The organism is Bradyrhizobium sp. WSM1743, assembly GCF_000473065.1.
Taxonomy (GTDB): Bacteria; Pseudomonadota; Alphaproteobacteria; order Rhizobiales; family Xanthobacteraceae; genus Bradyrhizobium.
The window spans coordinates 1-24,145 of sequence record NZ_KI421494.1; the positions used below are offsets into that span (position 1 = coordinate 1).

The window sequence follows — 24,145 nt, forward strand, 5'->3', positions numbered from 1 at the left end:
CCTCACGGCGCAACCGCTCGATCTCCTGCTGCTCCGGCTTCATCTGCCCGTGGCCGGGAAAGGCCTGCACCGGATCGGAGCCGAACTCTTTCACCCATTTGCGCAGAACGTTCTCATGAACATCCAGGTCGCGCCCGGCCTGCGCCACCGACACCCCACGCTCCCTAACCAGCTTGACCGCCTCGATCTTGAACTCGCGACTGAACTTCCGTCTCTTCATCGCCCACCTCCGGCTTCATGAAACACCTAATCTCGGTGTCCATCAAACCGGCAGCAGCTCAACCATCCTGGACTTTGACGCGCTCGCTCTCGCCGAGAACAAGAACTGGGTCTACAAGGGTCGCAGCTGCCTTGGGCGGCGCTGCCTCGTCAAACTCTCCGACGGTGGCAAGGATGCCGTGTCCATACGCGAGTTCGACAGCGAAGCCAAAAGCTTTATTGCAGGTGGATTCCAACTGCCCGAGGGCAAGCAGAGCGTCAGCTGGATTGATCGTGACACCGTCCTTGTTGCACGTGATTGGGGCGAGGGGACCACGACCGAGGCCGGCTTCCCTTTCGTGTTGAAGGAACTCAAGCGAGCTCAGCCGCTCGATCAGGCGCGCGAAGTCTTTCGCGGCCAGCACACCGACTTCAAGACCTTGCCCTTTGTGCTTGGAGCAGGGCGGATGGATGTAACCGGCGTGGTCCGTCAAATCAACTTCTTCGAGCGGCGGTATGTGCTGTTCGGGCCCGCCGGGCCGATCGAGCTCGATCTGCCAAAGAAGGCCTTGATCGTCGGGATCGCGAGTGGCCGGCTACTTGTCAAACTGGACGAAGACTGGATCCGCTGCGGCGATACCAGCTTCAAGGCCGGCTCAATGATCTCGTATGATTTGGCCGAATGGAAGCAGGATCCGCTGCGTGCGAAACCCTCTGTCGTTTTCCAGCCCAACTGCCGGCAGGCACTCAGCGGATTTGGCACCACCAGGAATTTCTTGGTCGTGACCATTCTTGACAACCTTCAAAGCAAGGCGTTCGTCTACAGGTACGATCAAGGTGCATGGCATGCCACACCAGTCCCACTGCCAAAGAATGCGACCGTAAGGCTATCAGCCACTTCCGCGCAAAACGATGAAATGACGTTTACCGTCTCGAACTATCTCACGCCAACATCGCTTTGGTACTTTGATGCCGAAAGCAAACGGCTCGAGCTCTTGAAGACGGCACCTGCGACGTTCGACGCATCGAAGCATGTCGTGGAGCAGCTCGAGGTGACTTCGCGCGATGGCACGCGGATCCCGTACTCTCTGGTGCGGCCCAGGAGCGCAAGATTCGACGGGTCGACCCCGACGCTTCTCGATGGTTATGGCGGGTTTCAGGTTCCGCGCCTCCCTTCCTATGAGGGACCTCTGGGGCGGCTTTGGCTTGAGCAGGGGAATGCGTATGTTGTTGCCAACCTGCGGGGAGGCGGCGAGTTCGGTCCACCATGGCACCGGGCTGGCCAGGGAGCAACGAAGCAAAAGACGTGGGATGATTTTATCGCCGTCGCTGACGATCTGATCCGTCGGAAAGTCACAAGTCCGCGCCGGCTCGGCGTGATCGGCGCCAGCCAAGGGGGCCTGCTGGTCGGCGCTGCAATAACCCAGCGCCCCGAGCTTTTCAACGCGGCGATCATAGGGGCGCCGCTGTTGGACATGCTTTGATTCACCTACTTGGGCGCGGGCGCGTCCTGGACCGCCGAGTATGGCGACCCGGCCATTCCCGAACAACGAGAGTGGATCGAAGCCTACTCGCCGTACCAAATGCTGGTACCGGGCAAGACCTACCCGGAGCCTTTCATTCTTACCTCCACCAAGGACGACCGCGTGCATCCTGCGCACGGCCGTAAGGCCGCCGCGAAGCTCGCTGCGCTCGGTGAATCTTATTTCTACTTTGAGAACATCGACGGGGGGCACAGTACTGCCGCAAATCTCATCGAACGTGCACGCCGGCTGGCTCTGGAATACACTTATGCATCCAGGCGGCTTTGCCCCGAGCCACCGGAAGGCGCACCCTAAAGGCCAACGGTACCGTGGTCGTAAACTTCAGCACTTCCATGCTAATGAACGAGCTGACGTCAGCAAAGTCGAGCCGACTGATCAGCTTCTTGTAGATCGCATTATAGACCTTTACGCTTGGCACCACCAGGCAGGGCAGATAATCGGTTTCAATGCAATGAATACTTAAGTGCTGGACTGGGGCGAATGGCAGCCAACTTGTTTCAATCGTGTGTAGCTCAGTTCTGGAATGAACAGGTATTACTCGCTCGAAAGCGCCGGAATGATTGCCAGGCAGGGCGCTACCTCTATTCAAACTATCTCGATGCACGCCCACACACCCTCGTTGTGTTTTAGATTGACGACCGCATTATAAAGTGGGCGGCTGAATCGCCGATCTTGCGGGATGGCTCCCATAAAGAGAATCGGAGCCCCGCCCTTATGGAGATAAGGACGGGGCTGGGAGCCGCGCTGCCAAGAACAGCGCGCTACGACGCAACGTTCGTTTCCCTCCGTGGCTGGCGTTCGGTGGGCGGCCAGAGACTCACGCGCGTTCCTTTCGGTTCTCGCCGTCTCTTACGACGTTGCGCAACACAATTGCAGAAAGGTACACAACCAGCTGTTTGAGACGAGCAATCTCTTGCTTGCAGTGTTCCAGCTCGTGCTGTTCGTCCGTCATCACCGACACCTCATGGCGATTCAATATCGCGGCGGAATTCACCTCAGGCGGGAGCTGATCATGCGATACGATCGAGTAGACGTCCACATCCTTGAGATTGTGCAAAAGAACAACCGCTTAACTTCGGAGGTGCTCGGCGAAGTAGCCGGGCTTTCTGCTACCACCCTGTCAACGACGACTGAATAGGCTCCTCTCAGAGGGCATCATCAAAGCCGACGTCTCAATCGTCTCGCCGAAGGCGGTGGGAAGACCTATTCAAATACTTGTGCTGGTCACCCGGAGCGGGAGCGCGCCTCACTTGCGAAATCGATCCTAACTGCCCTTGCTACATGATGCGTTCGGGCGGCGGCAGTTCTAGACGCGAGATCTTGCCGGATCGGCTCGCATGACCAAGTGCTCACCGACAAGGATTTCGTGTCCAACTTCTGACATGGGACAAAGTCCGTCAGGTTCAAAACACCGGCTGTGTTTGGGGCGTCTTGGAGTTTTCAAAGCGCAGTCAGGCGTTTGATGCGTGCGAACCGAGATGGCACGCCTTTTGCTGTTGGGATGCAGAAACACGGAGTGAGGGCTGAGCGCACACAAGATGCGCAAAACGCGTGATGCTCTCCAACCCGTGTGCTCCGTATGAGAGAAACAGGCAAGCGCACAAAGTCGCGCAACGAGTGGCAATAGTTTTGGAGAGCAACATGGTGCTGCGCATGGAGTCCCCAGCTCCTCCGATCAAGGTGGAGAACTGGCTGCGCGGCGAGCCCCTCACGAGCTTCCAGCCCGGGAAGGTGTACATCGTCGAATTTTGGGCAACTTGGTGCGGACCATGTGCGGAAGTCATGCCTCATCTAGTAGAGCTGCAAGAGAAATACAAAGACAGCGGACTTGAGCTGCTCGGCGTCGCAGCTTGCGAACAAGCTCCAACGGCGAACGAGGCCCGAACAACGTTGGACGCGTGGTTGACCGACAAGTTCTCGAACCTGAACTATCGGATCGGGTTCGACTCCACAGGCGAAATGAACAAGCTTTGGATGGACTCCAGCTTTTCTGTCGGGATTCCCACCTCGTTCGTCGTTGACCGTGACGGCCACATCGCCTTTATCGGTCATCCGATGGAGCTTGATGACGTCTTGCCGAAAGTTCTTAACGGCAGTTGGCGGACCAGCGATGAAGCCAAAGCCGCCGATACAGAGCGGATCGACAGTGGACGACGCGAAATGCGCGAAAGGACGCTGACTGAGTCGATTCTCGCCAAGCTTCGGCCGGCGATGGAGGCGGAGGATTGGGCAAAGGCGGTTTCGGCGGTCGAAGAGGCCGTCGCGGTGATGCCGGACGATCTCCGCTTCCGCGCACTCCATGCGGAACTGTTGCTTCACAAACTGCGCAACTTGCAGACCGGCTTGCCGGTTTTGAGGCAATTCGCTCGCGACGCGATCGACAAAAACGATGAGCAGTGGATGGAGTGGGCGCTGCGCCAACTCTTTGATCCGGCGAATGACAACTCCCACTTCCCGTCTGCCGAGCGCCTCGCGGTGGGCAAAGAGTTGTCCGAACACATTCTTGCGCTGAATCCTCCGCAAGGGGACGGTGGCTTCAAGTACCTGTCCTATGGGACGGTCGCTCAGTATTATTATGAGAGCGGCAACAAGGACCGCGCAATCGAATTGATCGAGGTGGCGTTGAACTCGCTAGGCGGTCCTCAGCCTATCCCCGACGAACTGAAACAGGACGTCATGTCGTCGTTGGTCGAAGCGCTGGCCAACTACAAGGGTGAGAAGGCGTGCTATGGGACTGTTTGTGCAACTCCACAAGACGGGTTTCCGATAGCGTCAAAGCGCAGGCAACGGAGCAAACAACAAAAAGAAGGATGATCGTGGGAATTGCTCGCTTGCCATCATCAATTTCTGCGCGGCCAGTGGCAACTAAATCTGACGATCTGACGGTTTACACGAAATGCTAAACGACTCCTCCGTCATCAAGATGCACGTGCGCACAGCCATCGGGGCCGCCGGACCTACGCGGGCATCGCCACGCTTCTGCAGACAGGCGAAGATGAATGTTGTCAATCCGCCGTACGCTCACCGCCATCCCGATGCAGAACGGAATCATGAAAAGGCAATTGCGAGTTGGAAGGCAATCTGATGGGCGGCAACGGCTGTCGTGCTGATCACACCCATCGGAAGCGCCGTCGCGAAAAAAAAGGCCTGAAAACGGCACCGAAACCGGCGTCCCGGGTCGCCGAACCAAATCCCGGCAACGAAAGTCGCACTGTTCACAAGGCCGGTTGCGGCAAGCCGAATTGGCCTGATCAACAGATTGCGTTGGTCGGGATGGCGGCGAGAGTGATCCACAAGCCTGGGGCGTCGGGTAGTTGACCGCCGCCATGAAACTGCGGATCGCCAGGAACCACAATGTCGGCAAGATGCCCCGGCCAGCCCGAACAGATATTGTTGAGCTAGTCTAGAATCGCGATGGCTGGTTCGTGGCCGAGCGCAAGCACGATTTGCTCGCCCTGCACCGGCAAAAACCATAATCGGCGCCCACAGAAGGAATGCAGCCGATAGCCCCATGCGCAGCGAGCGCCATACCAGGGCTCTGTCCGCCGCGCCACATGCTAGCGCCGCGCGCGCATCCAGCATCGAGATCACAATCACTACACAGACCTGTGTGGTCTTGAGGGCATTCTCAAATTCGGCAAATTCTGATTCACCGAGTCGAGATGCGGGTGAACTCAAGCACGGAATCGACGTTGCGCGAGAGTTTGCGCAACAGATCGCGACCGGAGCGCATGGGCGCTCCCGCCTGTTTATCGACTATCTGCTCGACCTAACGATAATTTTGCATCGAACGATGGAATTCTTCATCGCCTGCTTCAGCTGGGCGCGCGGCGATCTCGGCCAACGGCGAGCCTATGCGGACAACGGCCGGGGCGTCGCATCGGGCTCTCGCCTTCGATCTTCGCGGTTCATGACAAACCGCCTGCAGGGCGGCTTCCCGATTTCCTCGGACCCGTTCGCGACCTCGACGAGGTCTGCCGCCGACATGGCGCATGTATCGAGGAGGCGGCCTTCGGCTGCGCAAAGCCACCCTAGTTTGGTGTCAGATTGCAACCGGGATTGCGTTCCTTGGATCATTTGGCGCTTGGTCATAGCTTCTCCATTGATCTTGAACTGCGTGGCTCGAATCATCCGGCCTTTCACACGAATGGGAAGTGCGCTGGCAATCATGGGCACGCCCGGATCACCTAGCGCCTCATGTTTTGACGCGGTTTCTCGTCGCAGCGAGCTCGTCTCCTATATCCCCCATCCGCTGCCAGTCGCGGAGATCGTTGTGGGCCGGCAGCGCCGCTCGACACCGAGCGGACGCTAAGGACCATGCTTCGCTCGATCGGGCTCGGATTTCCCGGCGCACGTCGTCGATCTCCTCTTCAATGAACCCAGTTGGTATTGGGAAGCGGAATTCCCGATCGGTAACTTTTGGAGCCAGACATCCTCACTCTGAGATAAAAGTTCCCGATCGGTAACTCTTGACCTATCTAGGAACTGCAACCCAAAATTCCCGATCGGTAACTTTTACCGGGACATCTGCTGTTCCAACCCATAAAGTTCCCGCTCGGTAACTTTACGAGAGAAGGCTATGAACAGACCTCCAAAGGGCACTCCCCCCTCGGGCAGAAACGAGCCTGGCGAGACCGGTGTCGCGCGCCAGGCCGCCGAATTCGCTGCAGCATTCGGTCGCCTCATCCAGGAAGAACGCAAACGCCAGGGCCTCCGGCAGGACGAACTGGCCATGGTGAGCGGGACAGGAAAGCGCTTCATCGTCGACCTCGAGGCCGGAAAAAGCACCTGTCAGCTCGGGCGCAGCCTGCACGTGGCAAACGTTCTCGGGCTGCGCGTCGAGGAGGTTCTCAAGGATGCGCAAGTCCGCCGCGTGAACACTTCCGAGACACCGGACATTCCCGACAGCGACGAGGAGGAGCCTCATGGACCGTCTTCCGGTCTACTTTGAGACGCGAGAGGTCGGTTGGATCACGGCCGCCGACGAAGCGTCAGCCTTCACCTATGCCGAATCCTGGCGCGGGCTAACCGGCGCCTTCCCTGTGTCGCTCACCATGCCGCTCTCGCGGGTGTCGCACGATGCCTCGGCAATTCTGCCATGGGCGGCAAATCTGCTGCCGGAGAACGCAACTCTGGGGATCGTAGGTCATATGCTCGGCAAGTCCCCGGCCGATGTCATCGGCCTTCTTGCCGAGATGGGCCGCGACACCGCCGGCGCGCTCTCCGTCGGACAGCCTGGCACCGGGCTGATCGCCGGCAAATGGCGAGAGATTCCCGACAAGGCCTCGCTCGAGCGCATCCTCAATGAGCTACCCCACAACCCCTTCCTCGTCGGCGAAGATGGCGTGTCGATGTCGCTTGCCGGTGTGCAGACGAAGCTCGCCGTCGCTCTGGATGGCGACACCCTGTACATACCGATCGACGGCGCGCCATCGACCCACATCATCAAGCCCGATGGCGAGCGCTTGCCTGGCGCCGTCCAGAATGAGGCATTCTGCCTGACGCTCGCGCGCATGATCGGAATCCCGACGCCGAAGGTGACGACCGGGACGGCAGGCGAACGTAGCTACCTGCTGGTTGAGCGCTATGACCGCCGTCATGACGGTAAGAGGTGGCGGCGGCTGCATCAGGAGGACTTCTGCCAAGCCCTGGGCCGACCGCCAGCTGCCAAGTACCAGAACAACGATAGAGGACTAAAAGGACCATCATTGGCCGACATGCTCGGCGTGACCCAGCGCCACATGACAGCACAGGAGATCGCCCGCTTCGTCGACCTTGCCATCTTCAATCCGATGGTTTGGAATACGGATTCCCACGCCAAAAATTATTCGCTGATGCTATCGGCGCGCGGCGCCGCCATGGCGCCAGGCTACGACATCGTCTGTGCGGCGCCGTATCCGAAGATCACCCGCAACATGGCGCAGAAGATCGGCGGGCAGAAGCAGGCTGACCAGCTCGGACGCAACCACTGGGAGCGCTTCGCCATCGACTGCAAGCTCTCTCCAGCGCAGACGATCCGGCGCGTCTCCGAGATTGCTCAGGCCGTGACGCACCATGCAATGGCGGCCAAGGCCGAGGTCGAAGCCATGCCTGCCGGCGGCGATCCCGTCCTGGACACGGTAGTCGAGGCGGTGATTTCGCGCGCACGCGGCTACCTAGAGCGCCTGAAGCAAGCGGATCCAGCGCCGGAAGGCGCAGCAGCCCAATCGCCCTAGGAATAGACGCATGTGGCGACAAAGCCGAGCCCGCCCTGCCTCACGGCCGGAAAACGTGGCTGCAGATCTGCGCTCAAGGCTTCCGGGGGGACGTGCCCGACGATTTTCCGCACAAGGATACGATCATCGCACTCGAGGCGCTGCTCGAAGACGACGACTAGGATTTCGCCCAGCAGGCCCCGATCTTCGCATCGTGCTTATGTAGCTTGGCGCGGCGCGCAGGATAGCACGATGTCTGCTCCGGCACGATATTCGCGACGCGGCGCGCGAAACCGCAAACGGCGGTTGATCGCAAGGTCATGATGCGTGCCGATCGAGTGGCAGAGCGCCCAGGCTACGGCTAGCTTCGTGCTGATGGTCGTGGCCTTCTTCGCCATCAAGGAGACGAACTCGGCAAGCCGCCACGCCTCATGCTGGTCGTTGTCTCCAAACTCTTGCCGCCAAATCCTTGTCTCCAAACGCTTGCCCCGCTCGCGTTGCGAATCGCGGAAGGGATCATTGGATCCGTACCAGCCGGGACAGGACCAATGTGCGAGTCTTTGGATTTCTACCTTCGTCAAAGATGCCGCTTAGGTCATGGCCACTTCCGGACGCCCGCAATGCAACAAGAAAGCCTATGCGGTCCTCACCGGTGCGGTGGGCGCCAGCGCCGCCACGGCATCCGCTATTCCCGCCGCATCTGCATAGGTAACCATGTGACCGGCATCCTCGACCAGATGAAGCAGGGAGCTGGGCAACACCGCGTGCAGGCGGCGCGACTGGTCGGCCTCGATGAGCCGGTCAGCCTTTCCATGCACGATCCTAACTGGACAGCGGATACCCCGATATTGAAGCCGCAGCTGCGCAGCAGCTGGAATAAGGAACGCACTCTCCTCGGCGGCCGCCCTCAACTGCTTGGGTCGGAGAGCCAACGAGATCGGAAATTCGTTCTTGAATTCCGGCGGGATGGCGCGCGGCGCGAACAAGGTGCGCATCAGCTTCGGCATAATGGCGCGCGATATGATCGGCGAGATAGTGTAGCGCATCAGATCGCCGAGCAGCGGCAGTGCCGGAGCTGACATGAGCCAAAAGTCAGTCCGAGCGGTTGGAAAATAGTAGCCGGACACAAGCACCAGCCCACTCACGGCATAGCCGCTTCGCAGCGCCAGCGCGATCGCCACCAGCGTTCCCCAGGAGTGGCCAAGCACCACGGGGTTGCGCACCCCAAGCTGATCAAGAGCCTTCGCGAACAAGGCAGCTTGCCTTGTGGCCGTCCAGATGCGTGTGCGCGGACGGTGGCTGTAGCCAAACCCTGGACGGTCGAAGCAAACGACGCGATAGTTCTGGGCTAGGCGGTCGACCAAACCGCTTAGGACGAGATCCTGAACCATGGTGCCATTCCCATGAAACAGGACCACGCAAGGCGCGGCGGCATCGCCCCGTTCGATATGGTGAAGGCGGACGCCGTCGCAATCGGTAAAGACGCCGATCGGGGGATTGTTTCGCTCCGCTGCCACCTGAAACGCGATGTTGGCGAGGATCAGAACGACAAGTCCGGCCAAAACGATCAGCAGCACGGTTTCAGTTGTGGACATGGTGTCAACCTATTCGCCGATGGCAGGCACTGATTCCACTCCCTCGTTGTGAGCCGCGCTCCCCAGCCGACAGCAACCAACCGTGATCGGCGCGTGCGTGATCCGAGTTTGCGCCCATCCTTTGCCGCCAGTTATCATCCCGGCAGAGCCGTGAGCTCTCGGGGCGGATTGATGCGCCAGAACGGATATGCCGCCAGTTCTTTCGAATGCTGCCCGAACATATCGAACCGCCTGTTTGTAAACTCCGTAATGACGCCGAAAAATTCAGTTGGTGACCTGATCGACGCAAGTCTGAGGCCGAATTCAAAAGCTAATTGCGCGTTGGCCCCGGCAATCTCAAGAAGCTTCGCTTGATACGCCTGCATGTTTGCGGTCGCTAAAGCAAAGCCTTTCATTGGATCGCTACCCGTCATTCTCTGACTGAGGTCATCGGGTAAGGCATCCACACGAGGCTCTTTAGGATCATCATGAAGCCCAAGAGGCGGCTCAATCGGGACTGCCGCAACAGAGCGAAGTAAATCCTCTTTCTGGCTTCGAACAATGGCCTGCTTGTTCCGTTGGGCCCGCGCGGCCAATTTAGGATTGCGGGCGCGCTTCAGCGCTGTCGCCGGTTTGCGTTTGCTCATCTGACGCTCCAAGAAAATAGGGGGCGACTTCATTTCTGAAGGTCAACAGGCATTGTGATGAGGCGTTCCAAACCCGTGGATTGTTGGAGCTCCGCATAAACCGAGATCAGTCGCGCGTCCTGCGATGTCGCGATGATTTTAGGTAGCAACTCCGACCAACAAACGTCTAGCTAGCGATCTTCCAGATCTATGCTCAACGGCGTCAGTTTGAGAACAATCAGCCCTCCGCGCGTTGAGTCTCCAAAGGACGTTTTATCGCCGACGTTCTCATCACGGACGTCAAGCTGCCGGAGGCATCGACGGATGGTTGATCGCCGAACGTTGCGGAGACTTGAACCGCGTCGGTTTTAAGCAGTAGCGTGCTGCCTGTGAATGACGGCTCAGGGTCAAACTGCGAAGAACTCAGAATGAGCAAATCTGGTCCGCTCTGCCTCAAAATCCGGACCTCCATGACACCAGCCGCGACTTCGCCGATGGGCACATCAGCAGACGCGTCCGAACGGAAAGATGCGGTCAAGTAAGCAGCCGCCTACCTGATTGATCAATGAACAGCGGGGAAATGCGAGAGAGGCTACGGGAATCGGACGCGCTCGTAGAGCACATGCGGCCGATGCTCGCGGGCTAAAACCCGAAAGTGCAAGTCGCCGCGATTGTCCAGCTTCTCGCTTCATTACCCAGCGGCAAATACCGGTGACAGTCTAAGGCTGCCTCTCGCGCGGCCTTCTGCTCTCAGCGATAGTTATTAGGCATACACGACGCCGGCCGTTCGAGCTGGTAATTGCGCTGCTACTAAGTGAGGTCGAAAGCAACGCTGTAATAGCGGGAGGTGTTACGGAGGCGAACCTGCCGCAGGATCTTAAAAATTCGCGCCGATCGTCTTCTTCTGAAGAGGACATGGCGGCTCCTATGATTTTCTCGAAATAATCATTAGTCGATTAGAGAGTTAAGCAGTTTAATCACGAAATGTTACCAATCCCGTCTCGGTCGCCGGAGCCTTTTTACACGCTCGGCGAGATTTGGACGACGGCTGTCGTGACATCGGAGACCCGCCGCCGCGCGGGCATTGAAATGTCGCCCGAGGTCGGTGCGGGTCACAAGCGGCCGTCGAAGCGAGCGTGGCCCCGCGTCCGCTCTAGCGACAATATGGGCCATGAGGAGAAGTTGCCGAGCGAGAGCGGCGAAGCCAAACTCGACTGGGATTTTATGTCGGAACGGTGATGTCGCAAACAAGCCCTTCCGCGCGCCAATCAAAGAGCACCTTGCCGCCAAGCGGGCTGATCGTTCCTTCGATGAGGCGACTACCAAAGCCCTTGCGTTCGGGCGCATCTACCCTCGGGCCGCCCAATTCGGTCCAGCGGAGCATTAGCTGTCCATCCTCGGTGCACGACCACGCCAATCCGATGCGGCCTTTGGCGTTAGATAACGCTCCATACTTGGATGCATTGGTTGCTAATTCATGCAAGACCACAGCAATCGCCTGCGCAGCGGTGGGTTCTAACACGGTTTGCAGACCCTCCATCACGATCCGCTTGTCGTGGCCCTCTTCGAGATAAGGGGCGAGCTCCTGCTTGGCGATCGCCGAGACTTCGGCTCCTATCCAACGCGCTTCAACAAACAGCGAGTGAACATTTGCCATCGCTTGGATGCGCCCGCTGATCACTTCCTTGAGGCCCTCGGAGGTGTCGGACTGAGAAAGATTGATGATTGCCTGTACGTTGGCGAGGATGTTCTTGCTTCGGTGCTCCGCCTCGCGAGCCAGAATACTAATCTGCTCCTGAGTTTGCTTCCGTTCGGTAATATCTCTAGCAATCTTTGATGCGCCAACGACGTTGCCGTTGCCGTCTTTGACGGGAGAAATGGTCAACGAAACGATGATCGAGCTACCATCCTTCCGTCGCCGAACAGTCTCAAAATGGTCGATGCGCTCACCTCGTCGGATGCGGGTCAAAATGTCGCGTTCTTCGCTTTGCCGGTCCTCCGGGATCACAAGTGTAATAGGCCGGCCGATCGCCTCAAGGGCCGAGTAGCCGAAGATGCGCTCAGCCGCCTTGTTCCAGCTTGTGATAATGCCATCTAGATTCTTGCTAACGATCGCATCGTCGCTAGACTCGACTATCGAGGCCAACAGATTGGCCAAGCGTTCGGCACGTTCCAGAGCCGGCTCGCTGACGAGAGCCTTGTTTTGGAGTCTCGACTCGTTTTTAGGCGCCAATGGAACCCCCAAATCCAGGTGCTAAGCTATCGTTGGTGCTCCAATCATAGCATCGAACGCAATGGCCGGAATGTCCCCATTGGGTGCACGAACGACAAAACTCAAGGTGAGCATAATAGGTCCGTTTTCGGGTGCATAACGACCAGTTGAGCCTGCCAGCCGAGCCATGATTCAAGCCATCCATCGGAAGGGCTCGAATCATGCGCTACGAACTCACGGACTATGAGTGGTTTGCCATTAAGCCAATGCTGCCGAATAAGTCCCGCGGCGTGCCACGAGTGCGACCGTCGTGTCCTCAATGGCATCTCCTGGGTCTTGCGATCCGGGGCACCGTGGCGCGACCTGCCGGAAAGCTTCGGTCCGTACACGACCTGCTACAATCGTTCGTTCGCTGGCGACGGGCGGGCGTGTGGGCCAAGCTCCTGAGCGTACTGGGTGGTGCCCATGGTGCTGCCGTGCAGATGATCGATGCGTCCATTGTTCGCGTCCATCAACATGGGGCCTGTATCACAAGAAACCAGCGCCAATCGATGAAGGTCACGCGACGGTCTTACAAGCAAAATCCACGCGGTGGTCGATAGCAATGGTCTACCGATAAGGCTTGCGTTGAGCCCCGGCGAGGCGCACGATGTTCAACTTGCCGGAAAACCGCTATCTCGTCTCAAATCCGGATCAATGCTTCTTGCCGACCGTGGCTATGACGCCGACTGGATTAGGGCGCTTGCCATGAAAAAGGGCGCGTGGGCCAACATCCCGCCGAAAAGCAATCACAGCGATCCAATCTGCTTTAGCCCGTACCTCTATCGCGCTCGCAACCTCGTGGAACGGTTCTTCAACAGGATCAAGCAGTGCCGCCGGGTGGCGACGCGCTACGACAGGCTTGCAGGAAACTACCTTGCCTTCGTCCAACTCGCATCTATCCGCCTATGGCTGGCCGCGCATTATGAGTCCGCGCCCTACGGCATGTTGTTTTTGACTGGAATCGGGATTCCCACCGGGAACGATTTCTGATTCAACCTCCATGCTGGAGGGCGGAGGCCAGCATGGATGACGCGTCCCTATTGGGAGGACATCCGGGAACGGACCTTGGCTCGCGCTGACCCGGGCGAGACGGTTCGTTCGATCGCAGAGGCGCTCCAGATCAGCCCCTCCTGCGTGACGAAGTGGAAGAACCTGAGGCGTAATACCGGTGGGCGGGCGCCCGGCCAGATCGGCGGCCACAAGAAGCGGGTTCTGTCGGATGCCAACGCCGACTGGCTGCGCAAACGCATTCGCTCGGGGCCATTCACCTTGCGCAAGCTGACGCAGGAGCTGGCTGCACGGGGGATCAAGACAGACGTGCGGGCGGTGTGGACTTTTGTTCACGCCGAGGGGCTCAGCTTCAAAAAAACGCTTCTACCAGCCGAGCAGGATCGCCCAGACGTCGCACGTAAGCGGATCCGCTGGAAAGCGCATCAAGGCAGGATCGATGTCGCACGGTTGGTTTTTATCGACGAGACGTGGATCAAGACCAATATGGCGCCGCTACGCGGCTGGGGGCCTTGTGGGCAGCGCCTCCAAGCATCTGCACCTTTCGGCCATTGGAAGACCATGACCTTCATCGCGGCGCTGCGTCATGATCGGATCAGCGCGCCTTGGGTGATTGATGGTCCAATCAATGGTGAGCTCTTCACGCTGTACGTCGAGAAGGTGTTGGCACCCACCCTCGCGCCGGGCGAGATCGTCGTTCTCGACAATCTTGGCAGCCACAAGGGCAAAGCGGCTCGCCAAGCTATCCGCGCCAGAGGCGCACCGTATCTTCCTGCCACCCTACAGCCCTGATCTCAACCCGATCGAGCAAGTCTTCGCCAAACTCAAACACCTCATGCGAGCTGCCGAGCCTCGTGACGTGGAGGCAACCTGACCGAAGGTTGGTGAACTCCTCGATCTCTTCTCCGAGGCGGAGTGCACCAACTACTTCAAAAACTCAGGCTATGTTTCCGTATAAAAACATCATGCTCCTAGTTTAGTTTGGAAACGCAGTCGCTGTTGGAGCTTGCACACGGACGGCGCGCGCCGCTCGCCGTCGAAGGAGAGCGGCAATCGCCCTTCTTGAACCAGGCCCGTTTCTTGAGCCGCTGGTTGGCTGCTTTCGGGCAACGCTCGCTGTTGCTGATCGCGCTGCTGCTCCTCTGGTAGGCAGCTTCCAGGTTCGGATTGGTCGATCCGGTCTTCCTGCCACCACCGTTCACGGAGGTCATCGTAGCCGGCTGGCAGCTTGCGCAAACCGGCGATCATTCACGACTGTTGAGCACAGCCAGCGAACTCACACGGCGCTTCGCGCCATCGGCAATCGATATGGCCATCTTCTCCGGAAATCCTTTTGGAAGCGCATTCAGCACCTGATCTATGGCTCTTGCGGCTGTATCGCCGAGCTGCTGGATGACAACCTTGACTGTTTTGTCGGGTAGACCGCAGCTTTTCGCAGTCTGCACGAAATGTCGGCCGAGAACCGTGTGGACGACGTAATGCCGGTTGCTGCCGATCGCCATGGCCAGCTTCATTTGGTTTTGGCTGATCTGTCCAGCGTCCAAGCTCGGTTGGGTCGAAATGATGTCGTAAAGCGGGGCAAGATGAAAACGTCCGCCCGGCGCCAAATGAATGCTAAAATTCTTCGCGTGGCCATCGGTGGCGGCAAGCAGCCAGAACACGATCTGCGCCTTGAAGAAAATGGCCTGGTCGTCCTCAGGCGTATCGCTGCCCTTGAGGAAATCCGAGATTTTGCGGATGCCGGGTCCACCATCAGATTCATACTTTCTCGCGGGTGGAACGGACAGCGCCTGGCAGCAGTCTTCCTGCGGCAGCCGCAACAGGCGGCCGTCGCGCGTCCAGACGCGATCGAACCGCTCAACTGCGAGCACGCGGCGCTCGGCGAAATCGATGATGCTTGATTTGGCGACAGGCAAGCCGAGTGCCGCAACCAGCTCAAGGCACAGATGCTCGTTTTCAACGCTGCCGGTCAGGTCGATTCCGTTCGGCAACTTCCCGATCTGCGGCTTGATGATGTGCGTAGTTGCGGTCGTGCCATGAGGCACGTGCCACTTGTCTTTCCAGTAAAGCAGCGCTGTCTTTTCTTGCGCGCCCGCGAGAGAAATGCGGAAGTCCTGGTCGGGGCCGATGCCGAGCGGATTGCTGGCAAGATTGCCCAGAATGGCGGCGATCTCCTGATCGCTAGCGGCACGGCCATCAATGGTGCCGGCGCCCCCGGGTACGGCACCGTCGGGAAGGAATTGCAGCGCGCCGATGCAATCGCGGCCAATTGCGGAGAGCAGGCTGTAAGCGTCGGCGCCATCAGCATGCGCGCGTTCGGCGACGCGCCTGCGGATGTCGTCATTGTCGGGCAGAAGATTGTCAAAAACAGCGACGACGGGATCGCCGATATAACGATCCTCCCGCAATGGCAGCGACACCGAAACGGGGATGGCATTTTCCCACGCGAGCCACTGCTTGTCATACTGGAAATCGATTGCGCCGCTGCTCTCGCGCCGCAGCCGCCCGACCAGCCGTGCGTTGAGGTAGACGTTGAGCGGCGCGCGGGCAGGACGACGCGCCATCAGAACAGATCCTCAATCGCTTCAGCCGTCAATTTGGTGCGCGGCCGGATGACCAGCTCGAGGTCAAGCGCGGCCAGCGCATCCATTAAGATGCGCAGCTGCGTTGCGGGTTCGCCGGCCTCCAGCTTCGAGACCGTCGCTTGACGCGCATGCATCTTCTCACCGAGGCCAGCCTGGGTGAGCTTCTTCTGCCGCCGGTAGCGCCTGATCCCGGCGCCAATCTGTTGGGGGGTGCGGGCAATCGTATCCATAAAGCTACCATACGCGAATGCGTATACATCGTCAATATACGCGATCGCGAATATCTCGCGGTTATACGTTTTCGCGTATATTTATGCATAATACGCAGTTGCGTATAAGGCCCCGCGATCCCACTGCCTCTCTTATTGAAATTACCAAAAAACCTAAGCTGATGATCGCTGTAGAGCTGGTAGCTCGAATCTGCCGGTGAGCGAGAGAGCCTCCGCGACATGTCGAACGTTCGTATCACTATCGTGCCAAGCAACTCCTTGTATCCATTTTGTCGCAATAGTCACCACAACAAATTCAATGACTTGAGGCTGGATTATTCCGTATCTAAGACCGGATACTAGCTTCCGATCGGACTTTTGGAGCCTCGACAGCGATTGAGCTGGAAAACTATACTAGAACATACTAAGAACGGATCTTCTGGTTGTATTTTCAAGGCCCACTCTCAATAACAATATTGTTCGGCACATCACGCGTTTAGCGTCGCCAACTCAAGGATGAAGTCGGGCCCAGGAGGCGCGTCATTGACCTTGTTCCGCCATTTGCATGACGACGCCTTTTTAGCTTTTTCGCGCGATCACAAGCACCTGTACGCAGCGTGTCTGCTCGATCTGCACGAACGCTTCTTTTCAGGCGCGCCGTCGTTCCCGACGCCGCAGCAGGTGGTCCACGCCATCTACGACGTCATGCGAGCCAACCCCGTTCTCTGGAACGAGGGCGATGATTTGGGCAGCCTGCCGGAAATGATTTCCGCGGGACGCCGCCGGATGCGGAAGGCCGACGTCGCACTCGCTTCCGAGAGGGGCGACAAGGCGCTCGGTCTTGCCCGACAACTATACGCTCGGCTGCTCGCCTGGGGATGGCTTGAAGAGGAGGAATACGGACTACGCGTTACCGTGGACATGGCTATGGGACCGCTGCTCGTGATCCAGCGGCTCGCGAGCCTCAACAAGGATCTCTCGCAGCGATTCGGCGGCTTGATCGTGCAAATCCGCCTCAATCTGGAGGCCGTCGAAAAACTGAGGCCTGAGATCACCGACCGCAAGCAGCGCGAAGCTGCGCTCGCCGTCCGCGAGGCGCGCAATCAGGCCGACCAGTTCACTAAGAGCCTGCGGGCCATTCTGGCCGACCTGAAGCGCGTCCGACGGACCGTCATGGAGTCGAAAACAGTCGCTACCCGGCTGGAAGTCTTTTTCGAGGAGTTCATCGAACAGCTCCTGCTGAAGGATTTCGAGTCCATCCTCACCGTCAACCATCCGTACCGCTTCCGCGACGCCATCGTCGATCTCGCGCGGAGGATCTCCTACACCCCGGAAACCATGCAGGTCCTCGCCGAGGAGTACACAGCTTCCAGCATGGCAGCCGACATCGAGGACGGTCGAATGGCCGCGGCCGACGACCTGCTGGCCATCGAAAGCATCTTCGATCAGATCGGGGAGATGTTCGATAGGATCGAGGCCTTCCGCAGGCAGCTCGAAGCCCGGGTCCGCAACACTATTAAGTACGCCGAGCGGGGCGGGCAGGGACTCGTCAGCCGGGCCGGCGACCTGGTGCGGCGCCTGGATGCCCTACTGCGGGACGGCAGGCACCACAGGGCGACAATCGAATGGAGCATCGAGCCGCTGCGGTCCCCCTGGTCGGAGCACCATCAAGCGACGGCCAGGCAGCCACGCCGTCCCGTCGAAGCAAGGGAGCTCGCCGAGCCGCCGTCGGACCCGTTGTATGAACTGCGCAAGAAGCTCCGCCTCGAGTACATCGCTCGCATCGCGCCCCGCCCCGAGGATGTCAGACGATTCCTCGAGGGCCAGGTGCCGCCATTCGCGACCAGGGAAGCCCGCTTCATGGAAATCGATACCGTGGACGACTTTCTCGCCTTCGATTGCGCCCGCCGATATGCGTTGACGGGCGAGGTTCCGGCGCAGGTCGCGGCCGGATTCGATCTGGAGCCGCGCCCAGACACACCGCCCCACGACAGCGAATGGCTTCGGTGTGCGAACTTCGTGGTCAGGCGATCCGGCCCCCTCCGGAAAGCAGAGGCAGCCCGTGCTCAGTGAGTTCGAAAACGTCGAGCGCTCCTTCGGCGCGGAAAAGGCAGCCGACCTCCGCAAGGCGCTGCACTTCCTGCTACGGCGGCAGTTCGTGTTCGCGGGAGATCCCCGGACCGGGACAGTCTACAACACGATCATGGATGGCCGCTTCCGCGACGTAGTCGACGGCTTCTTCGATAGTTGCGGATACCGCGTCCATCGCGATCCGGAGGCGCAGTGGGCCGGCATCGTCGCCATGGACGAGGACGTGCCGCTGCCCCGGATGAAGCTCGACGAAACCATCGTCATGCTCGTGCTGGCGGCATACTGGCAGCAGGAGGTGAACGTCGGAGCAGTCGAGGACCGGGCCGTCATAGTGGCCACTTTGAACGACCTGTTCGATCGCTACCGCGAGATGGCGCAACACGGCGGCGGAGGCGCGATCTCGCCCGCCCGCTTCCGGGACATCCTGCGCGAGGCCGCCCAACGCAGTTTGGTCGAGATCGGTGATTTTGACGACGAGCAGCAAGACTGCGAGGTCAGGATCCGCCCGATGATCAAGCTGATCAGTGGCGGCGATGCCCTCCAACGGCTTGAGCGCTACGTCCGTAGCGAGGAGGCGCGGTTTCCGCAGCCCGCGGGAGACGAGGCATGATGGAGCTACGCCACCTGACGATGGTGAACTGGCACCTGTTCGACGTCGCCGACATCAACGTAACAGGACACGTCGGGGTCCTGGGCGAGAACCGGTCCGGCAAATCCACAATCCTCGACATGGCACAGGTCGTTCTCACCGGCGCGAGCCGGCGGTTCTTGCGCCTGAACGCGGTCGCCGGCGACAGCGGAAAAGCGCGCAGCGGCTCGAAGCGCAGCGTCGTCGATTACTGCCTTGGGACGCTCGGCGAAGATCAGCGCCGGCGCGACGAGGCGCGCACCTACATCGCGCTCGGTTTCGAAGACACGGAAGGCGCCCGGCCACCGGTCACGATCGGCATGGCGCTCGAGGCGCGCAAGTCCGACAGCAGGGAGACAGTACTGGCACTGTTCGTCGCCGTCGGGACCGTTCTGAGCTCCAAGGACTTCATCGAGCAGCGAGGAAAGTCGCAATTCCCGGCGCAATGGGAGGACGTGCGCGCCCGGATCGTCGCGGCGGTCGGCGAAGGCAACTTCGTCAATCACCGCGACCGGGCGAGCGACTACGTCCGCGAGTACATGCGCCATCTTCTGCCGCATTCGCCCTATGGCGAGCAGAACGCCAGCGCCCTGCAGAAATCAATCGTCAACGCGATGACGCTCGACCACAATCAGACGGCGACGCAGTTCGTGCGGAACTACATTCTCGAGGACAGTCCGATTGGCATCAAGGAGCTGCGCGAGTCGATCCAGACATACCGCAACATCAGCGAGACCATTCGGAAAATGCGCCTCAGGCTCGAAGCCCTGAGGACGCTTCGGGGCGTCCTCGGCACACTTGAAGAAGCGCTCGAGACCAAGTTTAGGGAGGAGTGGATCGCAAAACGCGCGACTTGGCTCGCGGCGCGCGCGACAAACCTGGACTTCAAGTCCAAGCGGCGTACCGAGATGGCGCGCCGGGACGCCGCCGCAAAAGAACTCGACTTCATCGACACCGACGTGAAGGCCATCGATAACGAGATCGAACGTCTCACGGCCGCGATCGCCGAACACGATGCCAAGACCGGCAGAAAGTCCCTGCAGCAGACCGCCGATGTGGCCGGGCAGGCGGCACACCGCGCCTCGGCGGACTTCAAGGCTCGCATAGAGAACATCCGTCTCATGGAGCCGCTAAGGACGATGTGCGCGGACGGTTTCGAGGACTTCGTTCCAGCGCTTGAGCGTCTTCTGACCGCCACCGCCGGGGCCGACATCGGGGGCGTCTCCGACGAGGTCACCGCGGCCGAGAAGTCCTTCGCGGCAAGCGGCGCCAAATGGCTGCCGAAGATCGACGAAGCGCGTCAAACGATCATCGCCGAGCTTTCCGGGCTCCGCGGCCGGCGCGACGAGGTGCTCGAACGGATCCGACAGCACGCCGTCGGAGGGGCGCGTGCCTATCTTGGCGACGACACTGAACTCCTCTGCCGCAGGCTGCGGCAGAGGGGAATGGTCCCGCGCGTGCTCTGCGACATCATCGAAGTCGCCGAACCCGAGTGGGTGGGAGCCGCCGAGGCGCTCCTCGGCCGCGATCGGGAAGCCGTGTTCGTGGACAGAGCGGATATCAGCGCCGCCACGTCAATCTTCAAGGAAGGTCGCCGCGAGTTTCGCCATGCATCCCTAGTGAGCCTAAACAAGCTCGAGCAGTTCAGGGCCAAGCCGGAGCGCGGCACTTTTCCCTCGATCTTCCGGAGCCAGGATGCGGACGCGATGGCCTTCATCATGCGCCGCTACGGCAATGTCCGTCTCGCCGACACGCTGGACCAATTCAACAGGCCCGGCCGGGCGATTATGAAGGACGGCCTCTACGACGACGGACTCGTCCGGAGCCATCGCTGGATCGAAGCCTCGCAGCACAAGATTGGAAAGGCAGCGCAGGCGAACGCCCTGCGATCCCTGCAGGATCAGGCCGAGGAGCTGGGTCGCATCCTGACCGACAAGGGGAAGGAGGCCCATGCCGCGGAGCAGGCTTTTGCCGCTCTGAAGAACATCTGCGAGGGACGTAATGACCTGGAGGCTTGCGCGGCCGCCTTCGCGGCCGCGCAGATTGAGGCCGCTGAAGCTCAGGCCAGGCTCGATGCCCTCGACGGCGCGGGGGACGGCGGGCTGCGCGACAAAAAGAGGGCGCAGCAAAAGCTGAAGGAGAAGAGGCTGGAGGAGAGAAAGACACAGCAGAAGGCGTTCGGCGAGCATGACGGCGAGGTCAGGTCGGCGGAGAGGAGGCTCGGAGAGGGCGAGAACGTGCCCGGCTCCGAACTCAACCTCAGGGTCGCCCGGTCGATATACCGCAAGTTCTTCCCACTGTACTCCACCGCGAAAGGCAGGGCCGTCTACCGCGACCGCCTCGATGCCGCAGTCCAAAAAGGCTTCGCGGAGAAACACCGGGCCATCGCCGAGAAGGCCTTGAAGGATGCGAACGCGTCCGACAGCGAGCGCGCCCGGATCGAGCGACGGGTCCGCGAGCTTCTTTACGATTACTTCGACCAGTTCGGGATGAGTTCGCAGGTCGGCGCGGAAAGCGAGCCGCTGCGGGAGGTGAAGCCATGGATGGAGCAGCTCATCTCGGATATCGAATCCAATGAGTTGCGCCAGTACGAAAGGCAGGCGCGGGAAGCGGCGGAAAAGGCCTCTACCCTGCTGCGCGGCGAGTTCATCAACGCGCTCACGGCCCGGATCGGAAAGATGGAGCGGGAGCTGCAATCGTTGAACCGTAGCCTCTACGCACATCCCTTCCATAACGAGCGATATTCATTCCACCGCACCCAGATGGTGGAATTCCAGCCCATCCTGAAGATCATCGAAATCGCCAAAACCTCTCCGGAGGCGCTCGATATGCTGTTCCGGGGCGACGTGCCCGATGACTTCCCGCACAAGGATACGATCGTCGCACTCGAGGCGCTGCTGGAGGACCCTGACAAGGACTTCACCCAGTTCGAGGACTACCGCAACTTCTACACCTTCGAGATCCACATGGAGGATGTCGCCACCGGCCGCTCGACCCGCTGGGAGCAGCGGCGCGGCACCGGGTCTGGCGCCGAACAGCAGGTGCCTATCTACGTTGCCATCGGCGCTTCGCTGGCGGCCGTCTACGGCAGCGCGGAGCGTCGTGCCGGCAAGCCCGCCGGTTTCGCGCTCGCCATGTTCGATGAGGCCTTCTCCAAGATGGACGGCAAGAACCAGCGGCAGATGATGAGCTTTTACAAAAACCTCGGCCTGCAGTTCGTGATCGCGGCGCCGTTCGAGAAGCGCGTCGCCGTGCTCGAGCACATGGACACCATCGTGGAGGTGGACCGGATCGGCGAGCAGTCCAGGGCTACCGTGGTGGAACTGAAAGAGAAGGCCAAGCGCGAGCTGATGGCCATCGATCCGGACCTGATGTCCGAAGATGAGCTCGCCAGCCGTCTGGCCGCCGAGTAGCCATGGCTCGACGTTTCACTGAAGCGATCGGCCTGCTGAACGACCTGCTCAACCGCTTCGAGGCCGGGGCTGCAAGCCCGATCGCCCACCCGGACTACCCTGCCTTCCCGTCAGTAGTCGCGGCGGACGCCTTCCTGAAACAGATCAGGGAAGCCGAAAGTGCCGGCGCGGTCTCCCTTGGTTGGGGCCGCGGCGCCAACCGAGACCAAGTGGCGCACGTGCGGTTGGCCTCGGCGGAGATCCTATACCGATATCTCGGCCGCACCCCGGCCTCACGCATCGCGGAGCATGCCGCCGTGCGGCTTGTAGCCGGAGTGGCGCTGCACGAGTCCTTGAAGAACAGCGTCTCTCAAATCGCAGAGGTGTGGGCGCGGGGTAAGACGTGGCACGGATTCGGTTCGTCCGACGTCGACCCGCTGCGCCACGCATTCGTTCTCGCCCAGGCGATCCTCGATAACAAGCATCTGGACGTCGACTACAAAACTTTCTCGCGACGTACGGTGGGACACAGCAAGATACTCGAGCGCATCGAGGGTGCCGTGGTCCGGCTTTTGAGCGGCAGAATGGACTTTCCGCCCGGCGCGCGGCCACGCGAGGCGCTCCGGGCAATCGGCCTTGAGCGCTTCGCGCCACCGCTGTTGATCGCAGGCAAGATAGACCTCGATGGAGCCGACCTCTCCGGAATCTCTCCGCTGTATCTCGGAATCACTCCCAAGGAAGCAGATCGCGTCCGCTTTCGGGAGCCGCCGGCCTACGTTCTAACGATCGAAAACTTCGCAAGCTTCAACCGGCACATCGCCGAGGCGGACCCCGGCCGATTAGGAACGACCATGTATGTCGGCGGGTACCCCTCGCTTGCCACCCAGCAGGCGCTGCGGACAATCGCAGGCTTAGTATCCGAACAGACACCGATCTTTCATTGGTCAGACATCGATCCGGACGGCACCTGGATCTTCCACACCATCGAGCGCGCCGTCGATCGACCGATCCGTCCCCACCTCATGAGCGTCGAAGTTGCCGAGCGTTTGGGACAAGTGCCGTTCAAAAAGTCGGCACCCGCTCGATGTCCACCACACTCCGGCATCGCAGCTCTGGCAGCGTACCTGGCGAAAGATGGAGCCAAGACACTCGAGCAGGAAGAACTCGATCCAGCCCTGCCAGAGTTTCATTAGAAAATGCGCGCGAACGCTCGTGTTTGCGGCTTTGGCTGTCTCGTTCAAGACGTCGTTTGTTTCAAGCGCGACAACAGCACCGCCTGCAACCACGTGCTGCGGGAAAACCGACATCGTTTCTTCATAGAAACGCTCAACCGACATTGGCATGCCGGTTGCTTGAAGATGTGACGAAACCACTTGTGACTATGATGCTCGTTCAGCATCCGGCTGACGTATTCAGATGAAGCTTGCGCGCTTGATGATGGCACAGGTCCCCTGATGCGCTTTCCAAACCGGGCGCATGCCTTGCGAACTCTGCCATCTTCCGATGCGCTCCGGTTTGCCGGGCAGAAGCCGATTGTCTTGTAAGGGGGCTTGCAACGAATGGTGGTTCTCAACAAGAACGCCAGCGTAAAGGCGTCCTCAGGAGGGTCGTTGGCATCGCTTTAGCCTATGGCTCAGGGTGGGGCATCTGCGACATGCGGAGCCTGCGCTCTTGAAGCTAACAGCCGGCCTTGCATCGGTGCTTGCAGATGGTCAATGAGTCAATGCAGAACGATTGGGATCTTGAGAAAATACTCAGGCAACAGGACGAGCTCAAGGTCAAGCTGCTTCGCGCCCGATCGGTTGTCGCCGAATGTAAGGCAGGATTGGCTGATCTGGAGCG

Annotated in this window: 15 protein-coding genes and 4 pseudogenes; 11 read left to right on the forward strand and 8 right to left on the reverse strand. The window is 59.8% G+C overall.

Going from position 1 to position 24,145, the window contains the following annotated elements:
• Positions 1-220, reverse strand: a 220-nt coding sequence (locus tag YU9_RS0139380; protein WP_027574895.1) for a transposase, incomplete at its 3' end; no start/stop codon positions are given.
• Between YU9_RS0139380 and YU9_RS44145 the strand changes: the two are divergent.
• Positions 189-2,036, forward strand: a pseudogene (locus YU9_RS44145) (prolyl oligopeptidase family protein). The gene YU9_RS0139380 and the pseudogene YU9_RS44145 sit on opposite strands and share 32 nt — an antisense overlap.
• Positions 2,037-2,559: 523 nt before the next feature.
• Here the strand turns inward: YU9_RS44145 and YU9_RS49505 are convergent.
• Positions 2,560-2,799, reverse strand: a complete 240-nt coding sequence (locus YU9_RS49505) for a hypothetical protein (protein ID WP_198028391.1) — start codon at positions 2,797-2,799, stop codon at positions 2,560-2,562.
• Here YU9_RS49505 and YU9_RS44150 point away from each other — a divergent pair.
• From YU9_RS44150 to YU9_RS44160, 4 genes and pseudogenes are all read left to right on the forward strand, one after another.
• Positions 2,755-3,018 (forward strand): annotated as a pseudogene (locus YU9_RS44150) (winged helix-turn-helix transcriptional regulator); the annotation flags it as partial. The gene YU9_RS49505 and the pseudogene YU9_RS44150 sit on opposite strands and share 45 nt — an antisense overlap.
• Positions 3,019-3,383: 365 nt before the next feature.
• Positions 3,384-4,556 (forward strand): TlpA disulfide reductase family protein, encoded by a 1,173-nt coding sequence (locus YU9_RS44155; protein WP_156952409.1) that lies wholly within the window; start codon positions 3,384-3,386, stop codon positions 4,554-4,556.
• A 1,765-nt stretch (positions 4,557-6,321) separates the two neighbouring features.
• Positions 6,322-6,693: a helix-turn-helix domain-containing protein gene (locus YU9_RS51375; RefSeq protein ID WP_084299232.1), complete on the forward strand. Its 372-nt coding sequence runs from the start codon at positions 6,322-6,324 to the stop codon at positions 6,691-6,693.
• A complete protein-coding gene (locus YU9_RS44160) occupies positions 6,668-7,957 on the forward strand; it encodes a type II toxin-antitoxin system HipA family toxin (RefSeq protein ID WP_036019500.1) in 1,290 nt (429 codons plus the stop codon). The genes YU9_RS51375 and YU9_RS44160 overlap by 26 nt, the downstream gene beginning before the upstream one ends.
• 614 nt (positions 7,958-8,571) lie before the next feature.
• On the opposite strand, the gene YU9_RS0139425 is transcribed toward YU9_RS44160, so the two are convergent.
• The 3 genes from YU9_RS0139425 to YU9_RS0139445 form a co-directional block, all read right to left on the reverse strand.
• On the reverse strand, positions 8,572-9,531 hold the full coding sequence (locus YU9_RS0139425) for an alpha/beta fold hydrolase (protein WP_027577595.1): 960 nt from the start codon (positions 9,529-9,531) through the stop codon (positions 8,572-8,574).
• A 134-nt stretch (positions 9,532-9,665) separates the two neighbouring features.
• On the reverse strand, positions 9,666-10,157 hold the full coding sequence (locus tag YU9_RS0139430; protein ID WP_027577596.1) for a phasin family protein: 492 nt from the start codon (positions 10,155-10,157) through the stop codon (positions 9,666-9,668).
• Between the two features lie 1,201 nt (positions 10,158-11,358).
• Positions 11,359-12,294: a PAS domain S-box protein gene (locus tag YU9_RS0139445; protein ID WP_245266745.1), complete on the reverse strand. Its 936-nt coding sequence runs from the start codon at positions 12,292-12,294 to the stop codon at positions 11,359-11,361.
• Positions 12,295-12,569: 275 nt separating this feature from the next.
• On the opposite strand from YU9_RS0139445, the pseudogene YU9_RS47050 reads away from it, so the two are divergent.
• Positions 12,570-13,380 (forward strand): annotated as a pseudogene (locus YU9_RS47050) (IS5 family transposase).
• 36 nt (positions 13,381-13,416) lie between these two features.
• Positions 13,417-14,356: pseudogene (locus tag YU9_RS44170) on the forward strand (IS630 family transposase).
• A gap of 5 nt (positions 14,357-14,361) precedes the next feature.
• Here YU9_RS44170 and YU9_RS48690 read toward each other — a convergent pair.
• From YU9_RS48690 to YU9_RS0139470, 3 genes are read right to left on the reverse strand one after another with little or no spacing between them, the layout of a single operon-like run.
• Positions 14,362-14,646 carry a hypothetical protein gene (locus YU9_RS48690; protein WP_156952410.1) on the reverse strand — a complete coding sequence of 95 codons (285 nt, stop codon included), beginning with the start codon at positions 14,644-14,646 and terminating at the stop codon, positions 14,362-14,364.
• On the reverse strand, positions 14,643-15,962 hold the full coding sequence (locus YU9_RS0139465; protein WP_027577600.1) for a type II toxin-antitoxin system HipA family toxin: 1,320 nt from the start codon (positions 15,960-15,962) through the stop codon (positions 14,643-14,645). Before YU9_RS0139465 ends, YU9_RS48690 begins: the two co-directional genes overlap by 4 nt.
• Positions 15,962-16,213, reverse strand: a complete 252-nt coding sequence (locus YU9_RS0139470; protein ID WP_027577601.1) for a helix-turn-helix domain-containing protein — start codon at positions 16,211-16,213, stop codon at positions 15,962-15,964. Before YU9_RS0139470 ends, YU9_RS0139465 begins: the two co-directional genes overlap by 1 nt.
• A 522-nt stretch (positions 16,214-16,735) precedes the next feature.
• Here YU9_RS0139470 and YU9_RS0139475 point away from each other — a divergent pair.
• From YU9_RS0139475 to YU9_RS0139490, 4 genes are read left to right on the forward strand one after another with little or no spacing between them, the layout of a single operon-like run.
• The gene (locus tag YU9_RS0139475; RefSeq protein WP_245266746.1) at positions 16,736-18,265 is read left to right on the forward strand and encodes a Wadjet anti-phage system protein JetA family protein; all 1,530 of its coding nucleotides are present in this window, start codon (positions 16,736-16,738) and stop codon (positions 18,263-18,265) included.
• Entirely contained in the window at positions 18,255-18,893 is a 639-nt protein-coding gene (locus YU9_RS0139480) for a DUF4194 domain-containing protein (RefSeq protein ID WP_027577603.1), read from the forward strand. The genes YU9_RS0139475 and YU9_RS0139480 overlap by 11 nt, the downstream gene beginning before the upstream one ends.
• A complete protein-coding gene (locus tag YU9_RS0139485) occupies positions 18,890-22,324 on the forward strand; it encodes an SbcC/MukB-like Walker B domain-containing protein (RefSeq protein WP_027577604.1) in 3,435 nt (1,144 codons plus the stop codon). The genes YU9_RS0139480 and YU9_RS0139485 overlap by 4 nt, the downstream gene beginning before the upstream one ends.
• Before the next feature lie 2 nt (positions 22,325-22,326).
• A complete protein-coding gene (locus tag YU9_RS0139490; RefSeq protein ID WP_027577605.1) occupies positions 22,327-23,496 on the forward strand; it encodes a Wadjet anti-phage system protein JetD domain-containing protein in 1,170 nt (389 codons plus the stop codon).
• The last annotated feature ends 649 nt before the right edge of the window (positions 23,497-24,145 follow it).

Excerpts from the sequence above, each read along its gene's own strand:
- YU9_RS0139465 (WP_027577600.1), bottom strand. The coding sequence starts at position 15,962 with ATGGCGCGTCGTCCTGCCCGCGCGCCGCTCAACGTCTACCTCAACGCA.
- YU9_RS48690 (WP_156952410.1), bottom strand. The coding sequence starts at position 14,646 with ATGATCGCCGGTTTGCGCAAGCTGCCAGCCGGCTACGATGACCTCCGT.
- YU9_RS51375 (WP_084299232.1), top strand. The coding sequence starts at position 6,322 with ATGAACAGACCTCCAAAGGGCACTCCCCCCTCGGGCAGAAACGAGCCT.
- YU9_RS0139470 (WP_027577601.1), bottom strand. The coding sequence starts at position 16,213 with ATGGATACGATTGCCCGCACCCCCCAACAGATTGGCGCCGGGATCAGG.
- YU9_RS0139430 (WP_027577596.1), bottom strand. The coding sequence starts at position 10,157 with ATGAGCAAACGCAAACCGGCGACAGCGCTGAAGCGCGCCCGCAATCCT.
- YU9_RS44160 (WP_036019500.1), top strand. The coding sequence starts at position 6,668 with ATGGACCGTCTTCCGGTCTACTTTGAGACGCGAGAGGTCGGTTGGATC.
- YU9_RS0139485 (WP_027577604.1), top strand. The coding sequence starts at position 18,890 with ATGATGGAGCTACGCCACCTGACGATGGTGAACTGGCACCTGTTCGAC.
- YU9_RS0139425 (WP_027577595.1), bottom strand. The coding sequence starts at position 9,531 with ATGTCCACAACTGAAACCGTGCTGCTGATCGTTTTGGCCGGACTTGTC.
- YU9_RS0139490 (WP_027577605.1), top strand. The coding sequence starts at position 22,327 with ATGGCTCGACGTTTCACTGAAGCGATCGGCCTGCTGAACGACCTGCTC.
- YU9_RS44155 (WP_156952409.1), top strand. The coding sequence starts at position 3,384 with ATGGTGCTGCGCATGGAGTCCCCAGCTCCTCCGATCAAGGTGGAGAAC.